At 64.6% G+C, this 21,056-nt stretch carries 24 protein-coding genes, 1 tRNA gene and 1 pseudogene; 9 read left to right on the forward strand and 17 right to left on the reverse strand.

What is annotated here, in order from left to right; translation table 11 throughout:
* Nucleotides 1-72 precede the first annotated feature (72 nt).
* Nucleotides 73-1,520: pseudogene (locus tag E4S61_RS26640) on the forward strand (DUF4397 domain-containing protein).
* An 86-nt stretch (nt 1,521-1,606) separates the two neighbouring features.
* Nucleotides 1,607-2,059, forward strand: a complete 453-nt coding sequence (locus E4S61_RS08200; protein WP_135304674.1) for a DUF5814 domain-containing protein — start codon at nt 1,607-1,609, stop codon at nt 2,057-2,059.
* An 11-nt stretch (nt 2,060-2,070) separates the two neighbouring features.
* Here the strand turns inward: E4S61_RS08200 and dpsA (E4S61_RS08205) are convergent, their stop codons facing one another.
* The 3 genes from dpsA (E4S61_RS08205) to E4S61_RS08215 all read right to left on the reverse strand — a co-directional run bounded on the left by dpsA (E4S61_RS08205) (nt 2,071) and on the right by E4S61_RS08215 (nt 3,788).
* Complete coding sequence (dpsA, locus tag E4S61_RS08205; RefSeq protein WP_135303453.1) at nt 2,071-2,649, reverse strand: DNA starvation/stationary phase protection protein DpsA; 579 nt, start codon at nt 2,647-2,649, stop codon at nt 2,071-2,073.
* A gap of 2 nt (nt 2,650-2,651) precedes the next feature.
* Complete coding sequence (gene dpsA, locus E4S61_RS08210; protein ID WP_135303454.1) at nt 2,652-3,227, reverse strand: DNA starvation/stationary phase protection protein DpsA; 576 nt, start codon at nt 3,225-3,227, stop codon at nt 2,652-2,654.
* A 132-nt stretch (nt 3,228-3,359) separates the two neighbouring features.
* Nucleotides 3,360-3,788, reverse strand: a complete 429-nt coding sequence (locus E4S61_RS08215) for a CopG family transcriptional regulator (RefSeq protein WP_135303455.1) — start codon at nt 3,786-3,788, stop codon at nt 3,360-3,362.
* Between the two features lie 126 nt (nt 3,789-3,914).
* Between E4S61_RS08215 and E4S61_RS08220 the strand changes: the two genes are divergently transcribed.
* Nucleotides 3,915-4,331: a VOC family protein gene (locus E4S61_RS08220; protein WP_135303456.1), complete on the forward strand. Its 417-nt coding sequence runs from the start codon at nt 3,915-3,917 to the stop codon at nt 4,329-4,331.
* A gap of 41 nt (nt 4,332-4,372) precedes the next feature.
* Here E4S61_RS08220 and E4S61_RS08225 read toward each other — a convergent pair whose 3' ends face one another.
* Nucleotides 4,373-4,984: an RPA family protein gene (locus E4S61_RS08225; protein WP_135303457.1), complete on the reverse strand. Its 612-nt coding sequence runs from the start codon at nt 4,982-4,984 to the stop codon at nt 4,373-4,375.
* Nucleotides 4,985-5,926 carry a replication factor A gene (locus E4S61_RS08230; protein ID WP_135303458.1) on the reverse strand — a complete coding sequence of 314 codons (942 nt, stop codon included), beginning with the start codon at nt 5,924-5,926 and terminating at the stop codon, nt 4,985-4,987.
* 214 nt (nt 5,927-6,140) lie between these two features.
* Between E4S61_RS08230 and E4S61_RS08235 the strand changes: the two genes are divergently transcribed.
* Entirely contained in the window at nt 6,141-6,440 is a 300-nt protein-coding gene (locus tag E4S61_RS08235; protein WP_135303459.1) for a DUF7091 family protein, read from the forward strand.
* A 144-nt stretch (nt 6,441-6,584) separates the two neighbouring features.
* Complete coding sequence (locus E4S61_RS08240; protein WP_135303460.1) at nt 6,585-6,812, forward strand: hypothetical protein; 228 nt, start codon at nt 6,585-6,587, stop codon at nt 6,810-6,812.
* Nucleotides 6,813-6,814: 2 nt separating this feature from the next.
* On the opposite strand, the gene E4S61_RS08245 is transcribed toward E4S61_RS08240, so the two are convergent.
* Both E4S61_RS08245 and E4S61_RS08250 read right to left on the reverse strand, forming a co-directional pair.
* Nucleotides 6,815-7,597, reverse strand: coding sequence for an SDR family oxidoreductase (locus tag E4S61_RS08245; protein ID WP_135303461.1), 783 nt, complete (start codon nt 7,595-7,597; stop codon nt 6,815-6,817).
* 45 nt (nt 7,598-7,642) lie between these two features.
* Nucleotides 7,643-8,095 carry a TRAM domain-containing protein gene (locus E4S61_RS08250; RefSeq protein ID WP_135303462.1) on the reverse strand — a complete coding sequence of 151 codons (453 nt, stop codon included), beginning with the start codon at nt 8,093-8,095 and terminating at the stop codon, nt 7,643-7,645.
* 136 nt (nt 8,096-8,231) lie between these two features.
* Here E4S61_RS08250 and E4S61_RS08255 point away from each other — a divergent pair, with 136 nt between their 5' ends.
* Entirely contained in the window at nt 8,232-9,776 is a 1,545-nt protein-coding gene (locus tag E4S61_RS08255) for a M61 metallopeptidase family protein (RefSeq protein ID WP_135303463.1), read from the forward strand.
* Nucleotides 9,777-9,791: 15 nt separating this feature from the next.
* Here the strand turns inward: E4S61_RS08255 and E4S61_RS08260 are convergent, their stop codons facing one another.
* The 6 genes from E4S61_RS08260 to E4S61_RS08285 all read right to left on the reverse strand — a co-directional run bounded on the left by E4S61_RS08260 (nt 9,792) and on the right by E4S61_RS08285 (nt 16,031).
* Complete coding sequence (locus E4S61_RS08260; protein WP_135303464.1) at nt 9,792-10,799, reverse strand: threonine aldolase family protein; 1,008 nt, start codon at nt 10,797-10,799, stop codon at nt 9,792-9,794.
* Nucleotides 10,800-11,161: 362 nt separating this feature from the next.
* Nucleotides 11,162-11,236 (reverse strand) — tRNA-Arg (locus E4S61_RS08265).
* A gap of 39 nt (nt 11,237-11,275) precedes the next feature.
* A complete protein-coding gene (locus tag E4S61_RS08270; protein WP_135303465.1) occupies nt 11,276-11,572 on the reverse strand; it encodes a hypothetical protein in 297 nt (98 codons plus the stop codon).
* The gene (locus E4S61_RS08275) at nt 11,572-12,672 is read right to left on the reverse strand and encodes a DUF373 family protein (RefSeq protein WP_135303466.1); all 1,101 of its coding nucleotides are present in this window, start codon (nt 12,670-12,672) and stop codon (nt 11,572-11,574) included. Before E4S61_RS08275 ends, E4S61_RS08270 begins: the two co-directional genes overlap by 1 nt.
* A gap of 77 nt (nt 12,673-12,749) precedes the next feature.
* Entirely contained in the window at nt 12,750-14,348 is a 1,599-nt protein-coding gene (locus tag E4S61_RS08280; protein WP_135303467.1) for a helix-turn-helix transcriptional regulator, read from the reverse strand.
* Nucleotides 14,349-14,705: 357 nt separating this feature from the next.
* Nucleotides 14,706-16,031, reverse strand: a complete 1,326-nt coding sequence (locus E4S61_RS08285; protein WP_135303468.1) for an MFS transporter — start codon at nt 16,029-16,031, stop codon at nt 14,706-14,708.
* A 110-nt stretch (nt 16,032-16,141) separates the two neighbouring features.
* Here E4S61_RS08285 and E4S61_RS08290 point away from each other — a divergent pair, with 110 nt between their 5' ends.
* The gene (locus tag E4S61_RS08290) at nt 16,142-17,161 is read left to right on the forward strand and encodes a radical SAM protein (RefSeq protein WP_135303469.1); all 1,020 of its coding nucleotides are present in this window, start codon (nt 16,142-16,144) and stop codon (nt 17,159-17,161) included.
* A 36-nt stretch (nt 17,162-17,197) separates the two neighbouring features.
* Here the strand turns inward: E4S61_RS08290 and E4S61_RS08295 are convergent, their stop codons facing one another.
* Both E4S61_RS08295 and E4S61_RS08300 read right to left on the reverse strand, forming a co-directional pair.
* Nucleotides 17,198-17,473, reverse strand: a complete 276-nt coding sequence (locus E4S61_RS08295; protein ID WP_135303470.1) for a hypothetical protein — start codon at nt 17,471-17,473, stop codon at nt 17,198-17,200.
* A 79-nt stretch (nt 17,474-17,552) separates the two neighbouring features.
* On the reverse strand, nt 17,553-18,449 hold the full coding sequence (locus tag E4S61_RS08300) for a winged helix-turn-helix domain-containing protein (protein ID WP_135303471.1): 897 nt from the start codon (nt 18,447-18,449) through the stop codon (nt 17,553-17,555).
* Nucleotides 18,450-18,585: 136 nt separating this feature from the next.
* Between E4S61_RS08300 and E4S61_RS08305 the strand changes: the two genes are divergently transcribed.
* Nucleotides 18,586-19,431, forward strand: coding sequence for a DUF4267 domain-containing protein (locus tag E4S61_RS08305; protein ID WP_135303472.1), 846 nt, complete (start codon nt 18,586-18,588; stop codon nt 19,429-19,431).
* Here E4S61_RS08305 and E4S61_RS26135 read toward each other — a convergent pair.
* A complete protein-coding gene (locus E4S61_RS26135; RefSeq protein ID WP_245180651.1) occupies nt 19,428-19,748 on the reverse strand; it encodes a zinc ribbon domain-containing protein in 321 nt (106 codons plus the stop codon). The two genes, E4S61_RS08305 and E4S61_RS26135, sit on opposite strands and share 4 nt — an antisense overlap.
* Nucleotides 19,749-19,790: 42 nt before the next feature.
* The gene (locus E4S61_RS08315; RefSeq protein WP_135303473.1) at nt 19,791-20,165 is read right to left on the reverse strand and encodes a YccF domain-containing protein; all 375 of its coding nucleotides are present in this window, start codon (nt 20,163-20,165) and stop codon (nt 19,791-19,793) included.
* A gap of 154 nt (nt 20,166-20,319) precedes the next feature.
* Here E4S61_RS08315 and E4S61_RS08320 point away from each other — a divergent pair, with 154 nt between their 5' ends.
* Nucleotides 20,320-21,051: a class I SAM-dependent methyltransferase gene (locus tag E4S61_RS08320; RefSeq protein WP_135303474.1), complete on the forward strand. Its 732-nt coding sequence runs from the start codon at nt 20,320-20,322 to the stop codon at nt 21,049-21,051.
* Nucleotides 21,052-21,056 lie beyond the last annotated feature (5 nt).

Genomic DNA, 21,056 nt, shown 5'->3' on the forward strand with positions numbered 1-21,056 from the left:
GAGAGATTTGGGTGAGAGTTTCGGCAGAGTCTCGAAAGTTGTTATCTATCCGTCATCCGCAGTAGGAAGTGGATGTCATCAGACACAACGGAGACAAGTCGACGGCGGGTACTGCTCGGGATCGGAACTGGCGTCACTGTCGGCCTCGCCGGGTGCGCCGGCGGCAGCGGTAGCGGTGACGGGGCGGATACTCCGGCTGACACCGACACGGAAACAGCGACGGAGACCTCGACCGAGACCGACACACCAGCGGGGAACGCGTCGGTCCGCATGGCGCACATGTCGCCCAACGCCCCGAACGTCGACGTCTACGTCGACGGCTCGGCGGTGCTCGAAGACGTTCCGTTCGGCGCGGTCAGCGACTACCTCGACGTGCCCGCCGGCGAGCGGATGGTCGAGATAACCGCCGCCGGTGACGCCGAGACCTCCGTCTTCTCTGGAGCGGTCCCGGTCGAGGCGGAGACGGCCTACACAGTCGCTGCGATCGGCGAGATCGGCGATGAGGCCGACGAACCCTTCGAACCGCTCGTTCTGGAAGACGACAACAGCGACCCCGGCGGCGAGACGGCCCGTGTCCGACTCGTCCACGCCTCGCCGGACGCACCGGCCGTCGACGTGACCCTCGCGTCGAGCGGCGACGTACTGTTCGACGGCGTCGCGTACGGCGAGTCAGGATACGTGGAGGTGCCCGCCGGCGACTGCACGCTTCAGATCCGTGGTGACACGGAGAGCAACGACGGCGACGTCGCTGCCGAGTTCGACGTGAGCCTCGACGGTGGACAGGTCTACACTGCCTTCGCGGCGGGCTACCTCTCGCCGGACGACGAACCGGCCGACACCCCCTTCGATCTCGTCGTCGCACAAGATACCATGAGCGAGTCGATGGGTAGCGACCCGGCGAGCGTCCGCGTGGCGCACATGTCGCCCAACGCCCCAACGTAGACGTCTACGTCGACGGGTCGGCGGTACTCGAAGACGTGCCCTTCGGCGCAGTGAGCGACTATCTCGACGTTCCGGCCGGCAGTCGGACCGTCGAAATCACCGCCGCCGGTGACGCCGAGACATCTGTCTTCGAAGGCGACGTGACGGTCGAGAGCGGACAGGCCTACACCGTCGTCGCGGCGGGCGAAATCGGCGATTCGGCCGACGAGCCCTTCCAACCGCTCGTGCTCTCGGACGACACGTCGAGTCCGGGCGGAGACACCGCACGCCTCCGAGTCGTGCACGTCTCGCCCGACGCGCCGGCCGTCGACGTGACGGCCGCATCGACCGGTGACGCGCTGTTCGACGGCGTCGCCTACACCGAGACCGGGACTGTCGAAGTCCCCGCGGGCGACTACACCGTCCAGATTCGCGGCGATACGGAGGGCAACGACGGCGACATCGTCGCCGACTTCGACGTGAGCCTCGCCGGTGGGCAGGCCTACACCGCCTTTGCCGCGGGCTATCTCTCGCCGGACGACGAACCGGCCGACACTCCCTTCGACCTCGTCGTCGCGCAAGACACCGACGGAATGTAACGACCGCCGTTCCTCTCGGTCTCCGGACGCTTCGGCCCACATCTCCGAGACGCTTTTAGGTGGCCACGGCCTACGCGACGCCAAGCGTGGCCATCACGGACAAGATATACGTCAAGAACCACCAGCAGCTCGTCTCCCAGATAGAGACGAGTTTCCCGAAGGGAGCCTTCAAGGGAGCGACGCTGGACATCCTCTTTCAGGGCGAGGGGCTGGCGAAACTCGACGACGCCTCACAGGACCGCGTGTTGGACTTCGCAGAGGACTTCTTAGACTGTGACTGTCAGGCCAACCCCCACTGTGGCTGTCCCGAGCGGAAGTTCGTCGCCTACCTGCTGGAACTGCGCGAGCAAGGCCTCGGCCCCGACGCGATCGTGGACGTGATGAGCGACGACTACCTGCTGTACGCCTATCCCGGCGACATGCTCTCCTTCTTGGACAACTCCGTCCGGACGCTGGAAGCCGTCGAGACGCTGGCAGAGGTCGACGGCCGAGACGACGTAGCCGAAGAAGTGCAGCGACGGCGCAACCGATTGATGTAGCTCAGTCGGAGCTAGCTCTCGGAACCGACGGCCTCGCTTCGGACCAGCGTATCGTCGGCGAGGTATCGGGTGAGCGTGTGGGCGTCTTCCTCCAGCGTCTTGAGATGGACGTTCAACAGTTCGTTCGTCGCCTGATCGCCGAACCGATCCGCCAGTTCGACATGGTCTCGTAGCTGCACCGCGAGCGTCGCGTACCCGTCGAGGTCACGTGAGAGCGACGAGCGCACGTCGTAGCGGTGAGGCGTCTCGATGTAGATCGGGGCGTGTTGTCGGATACCCATCGGCCCACAGACCGGCACGCCGCCGAGCGCGTGAACGCGAAGCGCGATGTCGTCGGTCATCTCCGCGAGCCTGTCGGCGGCCGACCGAAGGAACTCGGCGACGTCGTGGAACTCCGCTCCTTCGACGGTCCAGTAGTGTTTTCTGACCTGGTTGAACAGCAGGTAGAACCCGGAGAGTTCGGCGTTCAGCGCGGTCACCAACTGTTCCGCTGCGGCCTGGTTCAGCCGGAGTTCGTTCGCGCGGACGGTGTCCCACTCCTGACGGCGGTGGTCTGCACCGGGGTCTCGGAGATGTGGCGTACTCGTCATGGTCAGTTGATACTCTCCTCCCGAACGAGCGTGTCGTCTTCGAGGAACTGTTCGATTTCGTGAGCGTCGTCTTCGAGTGTCGTCAGGTGGTCGCGCAGCCGCTCTGCCGTGCCCGAATCACCCACCTCCTCGGCGAGGTTGACGTGTTCGCGAATGCTCGCGACCAGCGTCGCGTACCCGTCGAGGTCCCCCGCAAGCGAGGCGCGCAGGTCGTAGAGGCCCTCCGCCTCTAAGTGGACCTCGGCGCGCTCCTGAATCGTCGGGGGCGTATTCGGCGGGATGCCACCGAGTTCGACGATACGAACCGCGAGGTCGTCGTTGATGGCGCGAGTGCGCTTGTAGGCATCTTCGAGGAATTCTGCGACCTCGTGGAACTCGGCTCCTTCAGCCGTCCAGAAGTGCTTTCTCAGGAGATAGAAGAGATTGAACGATCCGGCGAAATCGACGCTAAGCGCGTCCACGATTGCCTCCGCGTCGTCGCGGTCGATTCGGAGTTCGTTCCCGTCGAGGGCCCCCCACTCCTGCCGGCGGTCGCCGGCCTCGGGTTCGCGGACCAGGCCCAGTTGTTCCTTCGTCATCGTTCCCCTCGGCCAGACGCACCCATGTTATTCAGTATCACTCAGCTTGGTCTTGGCGAGCCGATCATATGAATATTGTCGGGACGGTGCTGTCGTCCGAGGTCGGAGGTCACCGTTGGCGTCGACGGTCGATCAGAGATCGTCGAAACTACCGATACGGTAGGAGGCGTCTTCCTCTTCGCCCTCGTCTAAGTCTTCGAGGTGGATGACCTCGTCCTGATCCATCTCGTCGAGTTGCTGTCGGAGTTTCGTGACGTAGCGCTTGTGCTCTTCGAGCTGTTCGCGGAGATGTTCGGCTTCCAGTTCGAGGCGTTCGTGCTCGCGGACGAAGCTCTTTGGCACCTCGACCTTCGGTGGGAAGCTCTCGGTGTTGCTCTCTGCTGCGGCTTCGAGTTCGTGTTCCGGCGCGACCTTCACCTGGCCGTCGTGGGCGACCAGCGTATCGACGTAATCTCGAAACACCGCAGAGAGAGAGATATCCCGCTCTTCTGCGATTTCGCGGAGCGTCTCGAACTTGTCCTCGCTCACGCGAAAGGAGATGGTCTTGTTCTTGTTCCCCATAGATGTGTGTTATTCGACACCCATCCTATTTAAGAATTTGTCAGACGCTCACACGGAATGCCCGCCGCCGAAAGAAAACGACCGGGCAACCGTAGGCGTTTACTCCGCGCCGTCCCGGTCGTCGATATGGATGCGACCGCACACCACTACGCCGTCACCGTCAGCGACTTAGAGCGCGCCGTCGAGTTCTACCACGGCGTTCTCGACTTAGAGGTCCGCTCTCGCTTTTCGGTCGGTGGTGACGCCTTCGCCGCCGGCGTCGGTATCGAGGGAGCCAGCGCCGACTTCGCCCACCTGGACGCTGGCGGAGTCCGACTCGAACTCGTCGAGTACGCGCCTGAAGGCGAGGCCCGTCCCGAGGGAGCCCTCAACCAATCTGGCGCGACCCATCTCGGTCTCGAAGTCGAGGACCTGGATGCCGTCTACGAGGAACTGCCCGACGACATCGAGACGCTTTCGGAGCCCCAGACCACCGAGAGCGGGACTCGTATCTGCTTTCTGCGTGACCCCGAGGGCACGCTGGTCGAACTGCTGGAGACGTAGATTCGCGAATAAAACCAGACGGAAGAGAGCCGAGACGCCGCTCAGTCCGCGCTCGCTTCGGCCTGTTCGTCCTGCATGCTCTCTAGGGCTCCGACGACGGACTGGCGGTACGCCGAGATGTCCTCGCCGTACTCCTCGTAGGCCATCGAGACGTACTCGTCGGTCGCGGCGTCCTCGGGGTCGGCCTCGGTGAACCGGCGAATCCGGTCGAGCGTCCGCTCGGCCGTCTCGACGACCCAGCGGTCACGCGTCGCCTCGTCGACCTGCGAGATGGACTCGGGGCGTACCGAGACGTTCACGTCGCCCTCGTCGGTCTCGTAGGTCCGGGGCTTGCCGACCACGGCGACGTACGCCGGCGGTTCCAGTTCCCGGAGCATCGAGGCGGCGTCCGGCTGGTACTGCCCGGCGTACATGAAGAACGTGTCGCCGTTGGGGTCGACGACCCGCCCCTGCCAGTACTCGCTGTCCTCGCCGACGTCCTCGGTCTCGGTCAGCGTGCCGACGAGGAACACGCGGTTCGCGCGCTCGCCCGTCGGGAGGAGGACGTACACCGGCGCTCGGTCGTCGTCGGATTCCTTGAACGTGTAACTCGCGTCGTTGAACTCGCGGGCGAAGACGCGGCGGGCGACTTCGCGGGTGGGTGTACTCGCCATCTAGATCGACCTCGCTTTGATCAGCACTTCGTCAGCATCCACTGGCCCGGTCAGTCGCTCCTGGTCGTCCGCGAGGACGTACCGGCCAAACGTCGGCCCGGTGACACGGTAGTACCGGCCGAGGATGTCTTCGCGCATCTCGTCGGCGACGACGGTGGTGTCGAGTGCGTCCATCGCCATTTCCTTGGCTTCCGCTAAGGTGATGCCGGTGAGTTCCTCCGTGGCCTCCTCGTCGAAGATGACCTCGGTGACCTCCTCGCCGTCGTCTAGAACACCCTTGATGCGGAGGTCGAACTCGCCTTCGACCTCGCCGTGTTCGCTACAGCGGCCGTTCTGGAGGACGCGGGTGCAGTCCTCCTCGGGGCAGCGCTTGATGAGCCCCGACCCCGACTGGATGTCGACGAGTGCGCCCTCGACTTCGACGCTGTCGTCGCCGACTTCGATCTCCTCGTCGAGTTCCTCGATGGTCGTCGTCCGGTTGAGCTTCACGGAGAAGCGGCCCTGATACTCGTCGGTGACGACGTTACGAAGGGAGTAGGATTTCCCCTCTTCGAGGTCCTGTAAGTCGGATTTCGACCACTTGGTGAACTTGATGGTGCCCGTCTCGTCGCCAAGTAAGCCGACCTGCGCGACGGCGTCGGCTCGCGGGTCCCATAGGTCCACGACGGTGACGCGCATATCGACCCACTCTTCTGGCGAGTCGACATCCGACACCTGCACCTGTTCGTTACCGCCGGACCCGCCACCTAACTGGTCGCGGTCCATCCCGGCCTCGTCTAAGTACGTATTGACGACGCTCCGACGGGCTTCGCTCATCGGGACTTTGTACTCGTTGACCAGCGTATCGAGTCGCTCTTGGACATCTTCGACGTCGAGGTCTAGCTGGTCGCTGAACTGCTCGTGTATCTCTTCTGCGTGGGTACGCAAATCTGAATCACTCATGTGCTGTCACTGTCTCCGCCTTGTTTTCGATGGGAGACATTCGACGGTTGGTCGGCCTCACGTATAAACTCTCGCTCGGCGGGGTGAAAGTGAAAACCGCCAAGTGGCGACCTGACCGCGTCGGCTTCCCTAGGGAGCGGGGGCCCTGCGATGTGTCGTCGTTGTCGCCGCACACGCGAGAAGATTGATTGGGGAGCAGTCGTAACGACCGGGTGTGACCGACGACGAGCAGGGCGACAGCGAGCGACTGGGACGGTTCATCCAGCAGACGGTCCGGTCGGTGGAAAACCAACTCTCTGACGCCAAGCGCGCCTACAGTGACGGAAAACGGGCCGCGCTGGCCGGCCTGCCGACGGACGAAGACGGCCGCGCTCGCATCGTCTGTCGCCGCCACGCCGAGTACCGCGCGGTCTCGCTCGACCCCGCCTCCCGACCCAACTGCTTCGATGCCGACCATCCGGACTGTCAGGGCTGTGTCGAAGACATCCGCGACGGAAGTATCGAGACGTGGTAGGCAACGTCATCCTATCGCAGTCAGCCGGTTTTCCAGTGGAAATAGGGGGGTTATGAGAGATGGTGACGAACGGCGACGCTTGGTTCGAGAAGCCGTGACCGGTCCGGGGAAAGGGTCATTACCGTTGCTGTCGAGGGAGGGGGCATGGATGGGATGGCGCGCCAGTTCTGGCTCACCGTCGCTCCACTGCTAGTCGGTTTCTCGGCGGTGGGGTTGCTAGTCCTGGCTGCGCTGTTCCCCGACCAGTTGTACGAAGTCGGGAGTACGACGTACATCGCAACGGCCGCCGTCGCCCTCGTCTCACTGGGACTACTCGTCTGGCAACTCGCCGCTGGCGGACGGTCGAACACCGACCAGTACAACCGGCTCTGACCCTAGCTCCGCATCGACCCACCGTCGACCGGGAGCGCCGCTCCGGTGACGTACGACGACCGGGCTGACGAGAGGAAAGCGACGACGTCACCGAGTTCTTCGGGCTGACCGACCCGTCCCAGCGGGGCGTCGGACCACGACTCGATGCCCTCTTCATAACTACTGTACTCGCCGCGTTCGACGGCGGCCTCGACGAGTTCCTCGATACGCGGCGTCTCGTGTGCACCGGGCAGGACGGCGTTGACGCGCACCGCCGGGGCGAACTCGCGGGACTGGGTCTTCATCAGGCCGATGACCGCCCGACGGACCGCATTCGAGAGGACGAGGTCGTCGATGACCTCCCGGACCGACCGCGACGTGATGTTGACGATGGTCCCTGCATCCGACTCGCGTAGATACGGATAGGCGAAGCGAGTGGTCCAGACGACGCCCATCACGAGCACGTCGTAGGCGGTGTACCACTCGCGTTCGGTCGTGTCGAGAAACGGGCCGGGCGCGGGACCGCCCGCGCTCGTGACGACGTGGTCGAGGCTGCCGAACGTCTCGACGGTCTCGTCGACGAACGCTTCGACCTCGTCGGGGTCGGTGATGTCAGCCTGTACGGCGAGAACGTCGCCGTCACCGGCGGCGTCGAGTCGTTCTCGTGCCTGTTCGACGTGGGCTCGTGTCGTCCCGCAGACGGCGACGTCGGCCCCCTCGCTCGCCAGTCGCTCGGCGCTCGCGAGACCCAGTCCACTGGTCGCTGCGGTACAGAGTGCGGCGTTGCCATCGAGTTCGAAGTCCATAGTCGACCCGACGGCCGAGTGAGCCAAAAATCCCGTCGTCGTCCGCTAGCTGCCCCAGAAGTTGTCGCGGCTACCGAGGCGACGCCCGTCGTCTTCCCCGTCGTCTTCGGCGTCGACATCGGCGTCAGTGTCGTCGCTGTCCGCCTCGTCGCTCTCTTCCTCGTCGAGTTCGAGCCGTTCGAGTTCGTCCGCTCGCGCGTGGTTCGAGCGGACCTTCGTGATCTCGACCTTCGATTTGGCCGGCGGCAGGACGCCGTCGACCATGACGATGAAGCCGTCGTCGGTCCGTCCGACGCCGGCACCGCTCTCGTGGATGTCGTCGACGGTGACGATGACTTCTTCGCCTGGCTTGACGGGTTGGCTCTTCAGGTCCGAGATTGGCTGGTTGTAGTGGTTGCACCACTCGGCACCGCCTCTGTCGCCGTAATGGGCACACCCCATCCCCTCGATTCGTTCGGTAAAGCTGGGGCACTCGTCTGCGAGCGGACAGTCGGCCATAGAATCGGGTAGCATTGCCGCTGGCAAAACGCTTGCGACCTATCAGCGGGTACGGCACCGCTACCGGCCGCCGACTATCGATTCCGGGGAACCCTTTTTAATCTGTAGCGAGAGGTAGTTATGGTACAACGAGAGCGTGTCCCGTATTCGAGTTGCGATCCCGGTCGTCCTGCTGTGTCTGGCGTTAGCGGCGAATGCGTCGCCCGCGCTGGCCGCAGCACCCGCCGACGGCGCCCCAAATATGGCGGCGTCGTCGGGACAAACTGACGGCGACGGCGGCGCGATAAACGTCCGCTACGTCGTCTACAGCCTCCCCGAACAGACCGGGCGCATCCAGGTCACTGCCGTCCTCGAAATCCCCGAGCGAGTGACCGGCCTCTCGGTTCGTGCGCCCTCGGACGCGACGGTGCTGGACGCAGACGAACTCCAGTCGACGGGGAGTCGCTGGGAGTGGGACGGGCAAAGCGAGACGGCCTCGCTGACCTACCTACTGCCGGTCGGGATGGAAACGGCCTACGGCCAGCGGACCGCGGCCAGCGAGGAGTGGTCGCTGGTCGTCCGTCGGGAGGTCTCGCTCCGGGCCCGCTGGCGCTGGCAGAAGGGCCCGAGCCCGGGATGGAACGAGACGATGGTCGTCCCGAAGGGCCACGAGGGGGTCGCCGGGCCGTCGGCCGTCTATCTCGGACCCCACGAGACGAGCGTCCGGGCGACCAACGCGGGGACGATTCAACTGGTGATTCCCGAAGCAGCGACGCTCCGACCGGACAGAGCGGCGGTCCTCGACACCATCGCGGCCGCGCAGCGTTCGACGACGATCGGCCCGGCACACGAGCACCTTCTCGTTATCGCCGTTCCCAACTGGCTCGCACCGGGCGGCTACGTCCCGGCCAACGGTGCCCCGGTGATGCTCGTCAGTGCCGACGAACCCGTCGCCACGCCGAGGAACGTCTGGGTCCACGAGTACCGACACACGCGCCAGTACTTCCGGACGAGCCGCGAAATGCGGTGGCTCGAAGAGGGGTCTGCCGACTACTACGCTGCCCGCTCGACGCTCGACCAGGGCCGCATTAGCTACGAGCGCTACCGAAAGCGAGTGACGACCGACCGCTTCGCGGACGCCGACCTCACCGAACCCAAGACGTGGTCGAACCCCGACACCCCCTACGACAAAGGGGGTCGCGTCGTCGCCGCGCTCGACGTGCAGATCCGTCTGGCGACCGGCGGTGAGCGCACGTTTGCCGACGTCCTCGACCGACTCGCTCGCTCGTCCGACCAGGTGACGCTCGCGTCGTTCACCGAGACGGTGTCGGCAGTAGCGGGCGAAGACCTCGAAGCGTTCGTCCGCGACGCCGTTACCGGTCCCGCGCCGCCGGTCCCCGCAGACCCTGACGGCGACGGCGTCTCGACGAAAGAAGAGCGCCAGCAAGAGACGAACCCCTATCGGCACCCGGACGAGGACGCGCAACTCCAGTCGGGGAGCGAACGGCTTCGAAGCGGCGCTGGCGACGTAGAAAGCGCCGGGGTGGCGGCCGTACCGGAGCAGGTCGGGGATTCCGGTGTCGACGACAGCGACCGAGGCGGCACTGCACAAACGGACGCGCCACCGCTCGCGCTCTTTGCGAGCGCCCTCGCGGTGGCGGTCGGTCTGCTCACCGCGGCGCTGTGGCGACACAGAGCCTGAACCGAGAGAACGGCGTTATGCCGCCCGACGGACGGCGTCGATAGCCGCGTCGATCGCGTCGTCGTCCACGTCCCAGTGCGTACAGAATCGGACCACGCGGTCGTCGAAGGGGACGCCGCCGACACCCTCTCGCTCGCAGTCGTCGAGGAACGCCTCGGCCGACCGGTCGGTCTCCACGAGGACGATGTTCGTCTCCGGCGGCTCGACCGAGAGGCCGTCGATGCGGGCGAGTCCCGCCGCCAGTCGCTCGGCCCGGCGGTGGTCCTCGGCCAGTCGCTCACGGTTTGCGAGCGCTTCGAGCCCCGGCCCGGCGAGAATACCCGCCTGTCGCATCCCGCCGCCCAGCAGTTTCCGATTACGGCGGGCGGCCTCCACGAACGACTCGGACCCGGCGAGGACGGACCCGACCGGCGCACCCAATCCCTTCGAGAGACAGCACATCACCGAGTCCACGGGCACGACGAACTCGGCAGCGGACACGTCGTGGGCCGCCGCGGCGTTGAACAGCCTCGCTCCGTCGAGATGGACCGGAACGTCACGTTCGCGGGCCGCGGCGGCCGTCTCGGCGATGCGCTCGGGCGCGATGGCCGTCCCGCCCTTGCTGTTGTGTGTGTTTTCGAGCGTCAGCAAGCCCGTGCCCGCCCGGTGGCCGTCGGCCTCGACGTATCCCTCGCGGACCTGTTCGGGCGCGACGACGCCCCGCTCGTCACCCTCGATGGTTCGTGGCTGGACCTGTGCATGCTGTGCGAGTCCCGCGAGTTCCCACTTGTAGATGTGGCTCTCACGCTCGCAGAGCACTTCCTGTCCCCGCTCGGTGTGAGTCCGTGCGGCCACCTGATTGCCCATCGTCCCCGATGGTACGAACAGCGCCGCCTCGGTCCCCAACACGTCGGCGACTCGCGCTTCCAGTTCGTTCACAGTCGGGTCCTCGCCGTAGACATCGTCACCGACATTCGCGTCGCGGGCCGTCTCCCGCATCGCGTCGCTCGGCTGCGTGACGGTGTCGCTGCGAAGGTCTATCACGAAATGTGGTAGCAAGCGTACTGGCAAAAGTATCTCGACGAAGAGGACGGCACAGAAGAAGGAGTCTATATCAACGAAAACGGTCCCTCAGAATCCGTAGAGACTGACGCAGGAACGAACGACGTGTAACAGCCCTCCACCATGACGATACGGAAGACGGCTCGTTGACAACAGTGTATCGACGACCGAATATTAGAGCACCCGGCGGTCTCCCGCTGTAAAGCATCCGCGCGAGCGAAGCGAGCGCGGTTCACCGGACGCGACCAGCGGGAGCGTCCGGTAGTTTTTCCCCATGTTTTTACGAGGAGTGGTTCCCGCAGCGACCAACGGGAGCGAGGAAACCCGACGACGTAAAAAGTGGACGGGCACGGTGGGATTCGAACCCACGACCGTCGGATTAGAAGTCCGACGCTCTATCCGGGCTGAGCTACGTGCCCTCACCCAGTAGTTGTAGAGGAGTCTCAAAAGCCGTGCGATTAGTCGTCGAACTCCACGTCCTCGTCGGTGGCTTCGCCGGTCGCGATGGTGATGACGTCGGTCGTCTCGACCATCGTGAGGCCGTCTAGCTGGCAGATATCGGCGACGCGGTCCTGCGGGACGGAGACGGCGAGGTCGTCGAACTGGAGGCGGCGTTCGACCGTGGCACCGGCGTCCTCAGCGGCGGCGGCGACGGCGTCGACGTCGGCGCTGTCGTCAGTCACCAGCGAGAGCGCGACGGGTTCGCCCTCGATGGGGTCCTCGCGGATGCTCCGGACGGCGCGGGAGACGTACATCACTCCGAGGAGGGGCCGCCGGGGCCTTGGTTGTGGCGTTCGGGCGGGTCGAGTCGGGCCTCGGCGACGGCGAAGGCGAGGGTACTCGCCAGACCGAGCAGGGTGCCGCCGGTGAGGACGACGGCGAGGTATTCGAGGCTCCGGATGCCGAGGAAGAAGGCGCTCAGGCCGTGGAGGACGCCGCCGATGGCGAGCACGTAGAAGGGGGCATTGAGGTAGCGCCACTCGAACTCGTCGTGGAGGTACTCGTCGGTGACGCGGCCGAGGCTGGAGGTGATGCCGGCGACGGTGAACCACTGGATCGCGCCGTAGACCAGCGCGGCGACGACTTCGACAGGCGAGAGCGGCGTCGGCTGGGCGTCGAGCATAGTGACGCCGCTGACGCCGCCGATAGCGAGCAAGGCTGCGGCGACGACGTAGGTGATGATGGTGACGCGACCAGCGTACAGCCCGGAGGTGGCGCGGTCGGCGGCTTCGTCGAGCAACCGCTCGGCACCCAGTCCGCGGGCGAGGACGTAGAGGCCGAGCAGTCCGGAGATGATGCCGAGCGAGGAGACCGGCAGGCCGAGCGACTCGACGGCAATCGTCAAAGGGTAGATAAGCAAGAGGATACCGAGGGGGACGAGGATGGTGCCGCGGGTCTCCGGGTCGTCTAACACCTGTTTGATGGTGTAGTACATCGATTCGAGGTCCTGTGCCTGCCGGACGACGACGCGTCGCACCCCGTCGATGCGGACTCGCGAGCGAATGACGGGGATGACGGATTCGTCCTGTGCGCCGTCGGTGACGACGAGTGCGCGAACGTCCTCGCTTGTCGAGAGCGACGCGAGGACGGTGTCGACCTCCTCGCCGACGGCGCGGTTGGCGGCCACGTCGCTGCCGTCGACGCCGGTGACGGCGGCGACTTCGACGGGTTCGTCGGTGATCTCGTCGGTGATGTGGACGCCCTCGAAGAGGACGTTCACGTCCGAGTCTTCGGGGTCGGCCTGGGCTAACGCGACGGCCGCGTCGAGGACGGCGTCCCGGCCGACGACCGGCGTCTCCACGTCGGTCTTGCGGCCGAGGTCGTCGTCTAAGTCCACACACAGCACCAGCAGCATCGTCTCTGGGTAGACGAGCGGCGTTTAACTGTCTTCGGGAGACGGTGTCGGGAAAATTGGTGTCGCTGGCAGGTCGTTTAGAGGTCGTCGGACTGCGACCGCGCGTGGTCGGGGACGCTCTCGGGTCGAGCGATGATGTTTTCGCGCCCGATGTTTATTTTCTCGATGGTGCCTTCGTCGGCCATCCGCGAGAGGACGCGACTCACCTTCGACTTCGACCAGCCGGTGCCGTCGACGACCGCCGACTGGCGGAGTTGGCCGTTGTGCTGGTCCAGCAAGTAGAGCACGCGCTCTTCGTCGCTGAGCGGGGATTCCTCCTCTTCCGCTTGCTCTTGCTCTTGGGTGTCGTCCGCTGTGGCACCGTCTGCGTCCTCGTCCGCTGTTTCGTCCGCCGTCTCGTCGCCGCCATCGTTTCTGGGGGTAGGGAACTCGGCGGGGCCGTCGTCGCGGTCACGTTTCGAGACGCCCGGAACGAGTCCTGAGAGGCTGCTGTGTCGCCTCGCCAGGACGGCACCGGCGACGAGGCCGACGAGGAGAATGGCCCCGAGCATCACCAGCGTCGAGATGCGAACGTCGGCACCGGGCAACCCGATGGAGCGTCCGCCTCGCGTGTTCGGGTTGGTTCCGCGTTCGACCTCGGTTCCGTCGCCGACGCCGTCACCGTCGGTGTCCGGGTCGTTCGGGTCCGTGTCGTACTCGTTCACCTCTTTGCCGTCGCCGAGGCCGTCCTCGTCGGTGTCGGCTTTCGTCGGGTTCGTCTCGTACTGGTTCACTTCTTCGCCGTCGCTGAGGCCGTCCTCGTCGGTGTCGGCTTTCGTCGGGTTCGTCTCGTACTGGTTCACTTCTTCGCCGTCGCTGAGGCCGTCCTCGTCGCTGTCGGCCACGTTGGGGTCGGTCTCGTACTCGTTTACTTCTTCACCATCGCTGAGGCCGTCCCCGTCGCTGTCGGCTTTCGTCGGGTCGGTGTTGTACGTCGTCACCTCCTTGCCGTCGGTGAGTCCGTCGCCGTCGGTGTCAGTCTCATTCGGATTGGTCTCGAACTCGTTTACCTCGACACCGTCGCTCAGCCCGTCCCCGTCGCTGTCGGGGTCCGTCGGATTCGTCTCGTAGTTGTTCACTTCGGCACCGTCGCTCAGCCCATCACCGTCGGTGTCGCTCTCTCGAATATCCGTGCCGTACTCGAGTTCGCGCTGATTCGCGAGGCCGTCGTCATCGGCGTCGCCTTCCGGCGGGAACACGGTGAGCGAGCGACTCGTCTGTGCGAGCGAGTTGGTTCCGTTGGCCCCGAACACCTCGACGACGAGCTGTTGGCTTCCCGTCTCGTTGGTCGGCCACTGTTCAACGTTGAACGTTACACTCGATTGCCCACCGTTGCTGTTTATCTGTCGACAGCCGAGCTGAGTGGCCGAGTTCGGGCCACTCTGGACCCGCGTGCAGACGCTATAGGTCCCGCTCTCGCCCCCGATCGTTACGGTGACGTTCGAGGGTTGCCACGCGGTAATGTAGGTCCTGTCGCTCTCGGTGGCGACGACCCCCGGCCCGGCGTGTTCGATGCCGCGAATCTGGACGTCGTTCGCGCTCGCAGTCTGCGCAGCGATTGGGATACTGGCCGTGGAGACGAGTAAGACCACCACGAGAAGTGCATTCCCAAGCAGAGAGAGACTTGGGCGTGTCATATTGTCGCCTGTACTTTGTCGAAGCCATGGAGACATAATGCTTTTCGCATCAAGTTGAGACTATTTGTTACACAATCTGATAGTATAGCCAAATTGTGGATCGAAATCGTCGGTACTGATACACCGGGACCACGAGATATCACGGGTCACATTTCGTCGTGTCATCGGGAGGATACTGTTACTGTGCTGTCGAAGCGAGTGGCGTTTCGAAACGAATACCGACTCGATTGACAGGCTGACAGTTTCTTTTTGCAGTGCCAGTGTCCAGAGCATAGCTATTTCGGTCGACGTGTCTCTCGGCCGGCGTTTCCTCGGCGGTTCGCTGCGATGAGGAGAGGGCGAGCGTCTCTCGAACAGCTATCGAACGTGTCCCGGGTCCGCCGGTCGAGGCGAGGGCGGATCCTCGACGGCCCCGAGCCGAGCGACGAGCACCGCGACGGGGAGCAAGAGAAGGCTCCCGACGACGAACGGGGACCAGTAGCCGACTGCGGCGTAGAGACCGCCCATCACCGGCGGCCCGACGGTTCGGGCGAGACTGCCCGCCCCCTGCGTGATGCCGAACGCGCTGCCCTGTACCTCCGCGCTGGCTTGCTGTGAGACGAGCGCGGTCAGCGTCACCGAGAGAATCCCATTTCCAACGGGGAGGACCGTCAGGATAGCGAGCAGTCCCAGCAGTTCCGGCGTCAGGAACGGTGCCAGTGCGGTGAGATCCGGAAAGGCGAGACCCAGCGTCCGTGAGAAGGGGAGCGCCCCGATACTGCCAACGAGGAGTGCAGTCCCGGCCAGCGAGAGCGTTACCGGGCGATAGCGGGCGGTCAGCCGGCCGACGAGGACTCCTTGCGTGATGACGGCGAGGACGCCGATATAGGTCAACAAGAGCGCGCTCTGGGCGGCCGTGTAGCCGTAGATGTCCGCGACGTACGGGACGAACATTATCTGCACCCCCGAGAAGGCAAAGGAGACCAGGAAGAACGCCGAGAGCAGTTCTCGTAGTCCCGGTGCGGCGATGGCCGCGCGCAACTGGGCGAGCGCGGAGGGACGCTCTGTAGCTGCTGCGTCGGCGTCCGCGCTCGGCGTGCGTGACTCGGGGAGAAAGAGCGAGGCGACGACGACGCCACAGAGGCTGGCAAAGGCCGCGGCGAAACTCGGCAGCGAGAAGCGAGTGATGGGGACCGCAGCGGGGACGACCGAATCGACGGCGGCGACGGTGCCGTCGAAACTCAGCACCGCGCCGATGCCCGGCCCGAAGATGAACCCGAGGCCGAACGCGGCCCCGATGAAGCCCAGCGCGGCGGCCCGGCGCTCCGGCGGCGTCACGTCGGCGACGTAGGCCTGTGCCGTCGAGATGTTCCCACCCATCGCCCCGGCGAGCATCCGCGAGGCGAACAGCAACCACAGCGCTGTGGCGAGACCGAACACTGTCCACGCCAGCACCGATCCACAGAGCGAGAGAATTAGTACGGGCCGACGGCCGACGCGGTCCGAGAGCGACCCCAGCAGCGGCGCGAACGCGAACTGCATCGCCGAATAGGAGGCCGCCAGTAGCCCGATGACGAACTCCGTTCCGCCAGGAAACGACCGGGTATAAAAAGGGAGAATCGGGATGATGATACCGAACCCCAGCAGGTCCAAAAAGACGACGGCGAAGACGATAGCGAGACCACGACGGCGGGAGTCGGCCATACCTCCCGGTGGACTGCCACGCCGATAAACCAGCGGGCCATGGCGACGCACACCACGGCGAACGGGATGCGCACGCTTTTTCCCGCTGGACGTGGTCCTAGCGATACACGATGATTTCCGAGGGCTGCGAACAGTGTGCCAAGGGCGGCAAGATGGTGCTGTTCGTTTACGGCTACTGCGACCAGCGGGACTGCTTTTACTGTCCCCTCGGAGAGAACCGCAAGAACGTCACCCAGATGTACGCGAACGAGCGTCCCATCGAATCGGACGAGGACGTCATCGAGGAGGCCAAGCGCATGAGCGCACTGGGCACGTCCATCACGGGTGGCGAACCACAGGAGGTGCTCGATCGGACCTGTCACTACCTCGAACTGTTGAAAGACGAATTCGGCGAGGACCACCACACGCACCTCTACACCGGCATCCCCGGCGGCCGCGAGAACATGCGCCGCCTCTCAGAGGCAGGACTCGACGAGATTCGCTTCCACCCACCGCTAGAGCAGTGGGGCGATCTGCACGGCACGGAGTGGGAGGACATCCTCTACATCGCCCGCGAGGAGGGACTCACCCCGGCCTTCGAAATCCCTGGCATCCGCGCCGAGGAGGAGTTCCTCGAATTCTTAGACGAGGGAGCCGCGGACTTCTGTAACATCAACGAGTTCGAGATGTCAGACGGCAACTACCGCCGGATGCAAGAGGAGGGCTTCGAACTCAAAGACGACCACATGAGCGCTGTCGAGGGGAGCCACGACATCTTAGAGCAGATGGGCGACCACGAGAAAGTCTACTTCTGTACGAGCGTCTTCAAGGACGCCGCCCAGCACCGCTCCCGGCTCAAGCGGATGGCGCGCAACATCCGCCGGCCGTTCGACGACGTGACCGAGGACGGCACGCTCGTCTACGGGAAGACGTGGACCACCGAGGCGCAACTCGACGCGCTCGGCGTCCCCGAGGAGTTCTACACGGTCAAGTCGGACCACGTCGAGGTGGCGTGGTGGCTCTTAGAGGAGATGGTCGAAGACGGCGACGTCGAGGAGGGAGAAATCGTCGAGCAGTACCCGACCTACGACGGGACGGTCGTCGAGCGGACGCCCTTAGCTGGTGGCGGACAGGCGGCCGCCGGGGACTGAGTCGTAGACGGTGACTGAAGGCGGAAAGCGGTGGTTTCAATCGGCGAGTCGCTCTCGACTGTCGGGCCGCGATTCTCGGTCGGCAGACTGTTCGCTGACGGGCGAGTCCAACCGACGGGTGAGGTGGACGGCCGCCACGACGAAGATGAACGCAGCGAGCGTCACGCCGACGAGGACCGGGGCGGTCAGGAAACCGAGGACGCCCGCCAATACGGCGAGGTAGCCGAGGAGGCCGGTGGGCGTTAGAGCGTCGTTCGTGCCGAATCTGGCGTACTGTGCGTCTCTACGTGGGGCGTAGCGAGGGGATACCATCGTATCTATAGAGAGGTGGCCGTCCCCGATAAGTGTAATCTGAAATATGCTTCTGTCTCGCTAATTACTGAAATTTCCTTCACCCAGAGTCGCGTCTGTCGTGGTCGACTACATTGAGAGACTCGTCGACGACGAGGGTCAGCGTGGCGTCGCCACTTCGATAAGTCACGCTCGCGCGGAACGGGTCACGTTGGCGGATGAGAGCGTGGTCGGTGTTCCACGCGCTGAACTCCCAGAACGGCCGCTCGTTGACGTCGATGCCGCAGTCGTGGTAGAAGGAAACGACGGCGGGATGTGAGAGCAGGGCGGCCCCGAGGTCGCCGATGAGTTCGGCCCCGCAGCGCTGGCAGTCGTACTGTACCAGCGGTAAGTCCTCTGCGTCGTCCGGAATGGTCTCCATGTGTAGCGTCGTCTCGGGTAGCGGAACGACGGTGGGGTGGATTTTCCCCTCGCAGTGCCAGCAAAAGCCGTTGGCGAGCTGCTGGTAGATCGTGCGGAAGTACCGGCTGGTGACCGCCGGGAACTGCTCGCGGTCGTAGTCGGCGAAGACGCCCGGCGGCACCAGCGCCGTGGCGGTCATATCGCAGGAGTCACACTCCACGCGGACTCGCTCGTCCTCGTAGTGGAAGGTCCGCTCGCCGCCGCAGGCTGGACAGGGGTCCGAAAGCGCCATCGGGTCGATAGAACCGTCCATCGTGTACGCGCCGGCGTGGATGGCCCCGTTGACCGCGCGGCCGGCCAGCGTGAGTTCGTAGCCGTCCTCGCCCTTCGTGACGAAGCGGTCGGTGAGTTTGTCGAGGTGGTAGTTGAACTGGCCCGAATCGTCCATCTCGACGGCGTCGCGCAGCTCCGAGAACGTCGCCGTCTGGTCGTCGGCGTACCACAGCGCCCGAAGAATGTCGACCCGCGCGGCGTTCGCGAGCGCACCGAACGCCTCGTCGGGGTCGGCCGTCTCGGTCAGTCCCGTCTCGCTCATGACCCCGACATGAAGCGAGCACGGTTTAGTCGTGGCGGGCAGCGGAGACGAACCGTTTCGAGTCGCCGCCGTCGATGGGGTCGTGACTGTACCAAGCTTGATATGAATCACTCGTGTCTAGCCACGCGAGCCCTCCATGAAACTCCAGATCGACAGCGGGAAATTGCTGTACGCCCTCGGAGTGCTCTTCGCCGCGGCAGCGTTCCTCTACTTCGTCCGCGACGTGGTCTTCGGCCTCTCGATAACCGTCAAGGCCGTCCTCCTGTTCCTCGCGTTCGTCGCCTTCTTCGTCGCCGGTGTCACGGTCGAACGAGACGTTTTAGACGTCGTCGCCTTCGCGCTCTCTGGGGTGGCCTACGTCGTCTTCGTCGGCTACGTCGTTATCAGATACGGGCCGAGTGAAACGGGAACGTTCCTCTTGCTCGCCATCTCGGCGGCGCTGTTCGTCGCGCTCGGATACCTCCTTCGCCAGCAGACCATCGACGTGCCGCGGCGGACGGCCACCGGCGTCGTCGTCGCCCTCCTCCTCGTGAGCACGGTGCTGGTCGGCGTCGACGCGCTGGGCGGCGACGTGACCTATGACCTCCAGACCGAGGAGTCGGCCACCGTCTCTCCGCCGACCAGAGCTCCCGATAGCGGATACGTCAACGTCGACCGATCCATCGGGACGATGACCGCGACCAATTCGTTCGTCTTCACCCGAGCGCTTTCGCTGCCGACGCTCGATGGCTGTCTGGTCGGCACCGACACAGTGCCGCGAGACGACGTGTGGCTCTCCTACGAGTTTCCCGACTACACTCGCCCAGATACCATCGGTGGCGGAACGACCCGTGAGTTCAGTGTCCGGGCGAGTATCCCCGTCAGCGTCAACCAGACCGAACCCGCGACAGTCGTAATCGAACGCGGGACCGACTGTACCGTCGACCGGTCCTCACCGACGCTGATCGTCTCGGTGGGCGAAGAAGACCTCCGCCGTGATTAGGGGTCGACAATTTTGTCGAGACAGTCCTGACAGTAGGTGACGCCGGTTCGATTCTCCGTCCCGCAATTCGGACAGGCGACGGTCTCAGCGTGGTTCGAGCCGCTATTCGGAACGAGCGACACGGCCGACCTGTCGACGGTCCACTCCCCGTTCGATTGTTCGACGCCGTCCGCTCGCTGTCTCGCTCGTTCGATGAGTTCGTCGTCGCGCATCGACTCCAGCCCGCGCCACAGCGCGAGGAACAGCAGCGTCGGCGCGACGATGACGAACAGCCCCGCGCCGACACGAAAGGCCAGCTCCAGCTGGCTGATTGCCATGCGTTCACATAGTTCTGGAACACCGAGAACGCTTCGCCGAACTCAGTAGCGATACAGCGAGACGACGTAGGGCAGTTGGTTGTACATCCAGATGGCCAGCGGGATACCGACGACAGTCAGCGTCAACGTGTAGGCGACGCCGGTCCAGATACCGCTGGCCCACCAGCCCACTAGCAGGAACCACACCGCGCGGACGACGAGCGGATACTGACCGCCGCCGCCTCGCTCCTCGACGAGGGGATCCCGGCGTTTCAGCGACAGTATCATCGGCACCTGGTTTATCAGCCAGATGCCCAGCGGAATGCCGATGATGGTGACGTTCAACAGCCACGCGACGGAGAGCCAGATACCGGTCGCCCACCACCCCACCAACAGGAACCAGAGAGCGCGAACGAAGAGAGAGGGTTGGTCACTCATAATGAAGGTAGCTCAGCGGCAGAGATAAGCCTGCTGTCGGCCATCAGTGCGGACGAACGCGCGTCCTATCGAGGGCCTCCTGAGTGAGGTATACGTTGCCATTCTATTACATACCTGAGCAACACTTTTCTACCGACCTGCCGACGGCTACGCCATGCCTGACCTCCCCGAGACCGACGCGTTCGGCGCGATGTGTCTCGATTACCACGAACACGGCCACTCCTTCGAGGCCGTCGAGCGAGACGACGGCCTGTTGGAACTGCCCGGCGGCCCCGAACTGTACTTCGAACGACCCGAGGAGTGGGAACCACTCGACTGCACCGCCGTCGAGTGGGCCGACGGACACGTCCTCGACGTCGGCTGTGGCCCCGGCCGCCACGCGTTGGCGTTACAGGAACGCGGCTACGACGTGACGGGTATCGATCTCTCGCCGGGCGCGCTCCGGGTCGCCAGCGACCGGGGCGTCGAGGACGCACGACGCTGTGACGTAGCCGACGTCGGGGAGATAGACGAGCGCTTCGACGCCGTCGTCATGCTCGGTCAGAACTTCGGACTGGTCGGGAGCGCCGACCGAGCGCCCGACGTCCTCGGTGCGCTCGCCGCCGTGACCACTGACGACGCCGCGCTTATCGCTTCCAGCATGGACCCGACGATGACCGACCGTCAGGTCCATCTGGACTACCACGAGTTGAATCGCGAGCGGGGCCGTCTCCCGGGCCGCGTCCGTATCCGCACCCGCTACCGGCAGTACGTCGGCGAGTGGCACGACTACCTCCACGTCGCTCCGGAGACGATGCGCGACCTCGTCGCCGACACTGTCTGGACCGTCGAGCGCATCGAACAAGATGGAGCGAAATACGTGGCCAGGCTGGAGAAGTCGACGTAAAAATA

The sequence above is a fragment of the Haloarcula amylovorans genome (genome assembly GCF_004681185.1).
Classification (GTDB): Archaea; Halobacteriota; Halobacteria; order Halobacteriales; family Haloarculaceae; genus Haloarcula; species Haloarcula amylovorans.

Excerpts from the sequence above, each read along its gene's own strand:
- dpsA (WP_135303453.1), bottom strand. The coding sequence starts at position 2,649 with ATGACGAGTACGCCACATCTCCGAGACCCCGGTGCAGACCACCGCCGT.
- dpsA (WP_135303454.1), bottom strand. The coding sequence starts at position 3,227 with ATGACGAAGGAACAACTGGGCCTGGTCCGCGAACCCGAGGCCGGCGAC.
- E4S61_RS08215 (WP_135303455.1), bottom strand. The coding sequence starts at position 3,788 with ATGGGGAACAAGAACAAGACCATCTCCTTTCGCGTGAGCGAGGACAAG.
- E4S61_RS08220 (WP_135303456.1), top strand. The coding sequence starts at position 3,915 with ATGGATGCGACCGCACACCACTACGCCGTCACCGTCAGCGACTTAGAG.
- E4S61_RS08225 (WP_135303457.1), bottom strand. The coding sequence starts at position 4,984 with ATGGCGAGTACACCCACCCGCGAAGTCGCCCGCCGCGTCTTCGCCCGC.
- E4S61_RS08230 (WP_135303458.1), bottom strand. The coding sequence starts at position 5,926 with ATGAGTGATTCAGATTTGCGTACCCACGCAGAAGAGATACACGAGCAG.
- E4S61_RS08240 (WP_135303460.1), top strand. The coding sequence starts at position 6,585 with ATGGATGGGATGGCGCGCCAGTTCTGGCTCACCGTCGCTCCACTGCTA.
- E4S61_RS08245 (WP_135303461.1), bottom strand. The coding sequence starts at position 7,597 with ATGGACTTCGAACTCGATGGCAACGCCGCACTCTGTACCGCAGCGACC.
- E4S61_RS08250 (WP_135303462.1), bottom strand. The coding sequence starts at position 8,095 with ATGGCCGACTGTCCGCTCGCAGACGAGTGCCCCAGCTTTACCGAACGA.
- E4S61_RS08270 (WP_135303465.1), bottom strand. The coding sequence starts at position 11,572 with ATGTACGTCTCCCGCGCCGTCCGGAGCATCCGCGAGGACCCCATCGAG.
- E4S61_RS08275 (WP_135303466.1), bottom strand. The coding sequence starts at position 12,672 with ATGCTGCTGGTGCTGTGTGTGGACTTAGACGACGACCTCGGCCGCAAG.
- E4S61_RS08280 (WP_135303467.1), bottom strand. The coding sequence starts at position 14,348 with ATGACACGCCCAAGTCTCTCTCTGCTTGGGAATGCACTTCTCGTGGTG.
- E4S61_RS08285 (WP_135303468.1), bottom strand. The coding sequence starts at position 16,031 with ATGGCCGACTCCCGCCGTCGTGGTCTCGCTATCGTCTTCGCCGTCGTC.
- E4S61_RS08290 (WP_135303469.1), top strand. The coding sequence starts at position 16,142 with ATGATTTCCGAGGGCTGCGAACAGTGTGCCAAGGGCGGCAAGATGGTG.
- E4S61_RS08295 (WP_135303470.1), bottom strand. The coding sequence starts at position 17,473 with ATGGTATCCCCTCGCTACGCCCCACGTAGAGACGCACAGTACGCCAGA.
- E4S61_RS08300 (WP_135303471.1), bottom strand. The coding sequence starts at position 18,449 with ATGAGCGAGACGGGACTGACCGAGACGGCCGACCCCGACGAGGCGTTC.
- E4S61_RS08305 (WP_135303472.1), top strand. The coding sequence starts at position 18,586 with ATGAAACTCCAGATCGACAGCGGGAAATTGCTGTACGCCCTCGGAGTG.
- E4S61_RS26135 (WP_245180651.1), bottom strand. The coding sequence starts at position 19,748 with ATGGCAATCAGCCAGCTGGAGCTGGCCTTTCGTGTCGGCGCGGGGCTG.
- E4S61_RS08315 (WP_135303473.1), bottom strand. The coding sequence starts at position 20,165 with ATGAGTGACCAACCCTCTCTCTTCGTTCGCGCTCTCTGGTTCCTGTTG.
- E4S61_RS08320 (WP_135303474.1), top strand. The coding sequence starts at position 20,320 with ATGCCTGACCTCCCCGAGACCGACGCGTTCGGCGCGATGTGTCTCGAT.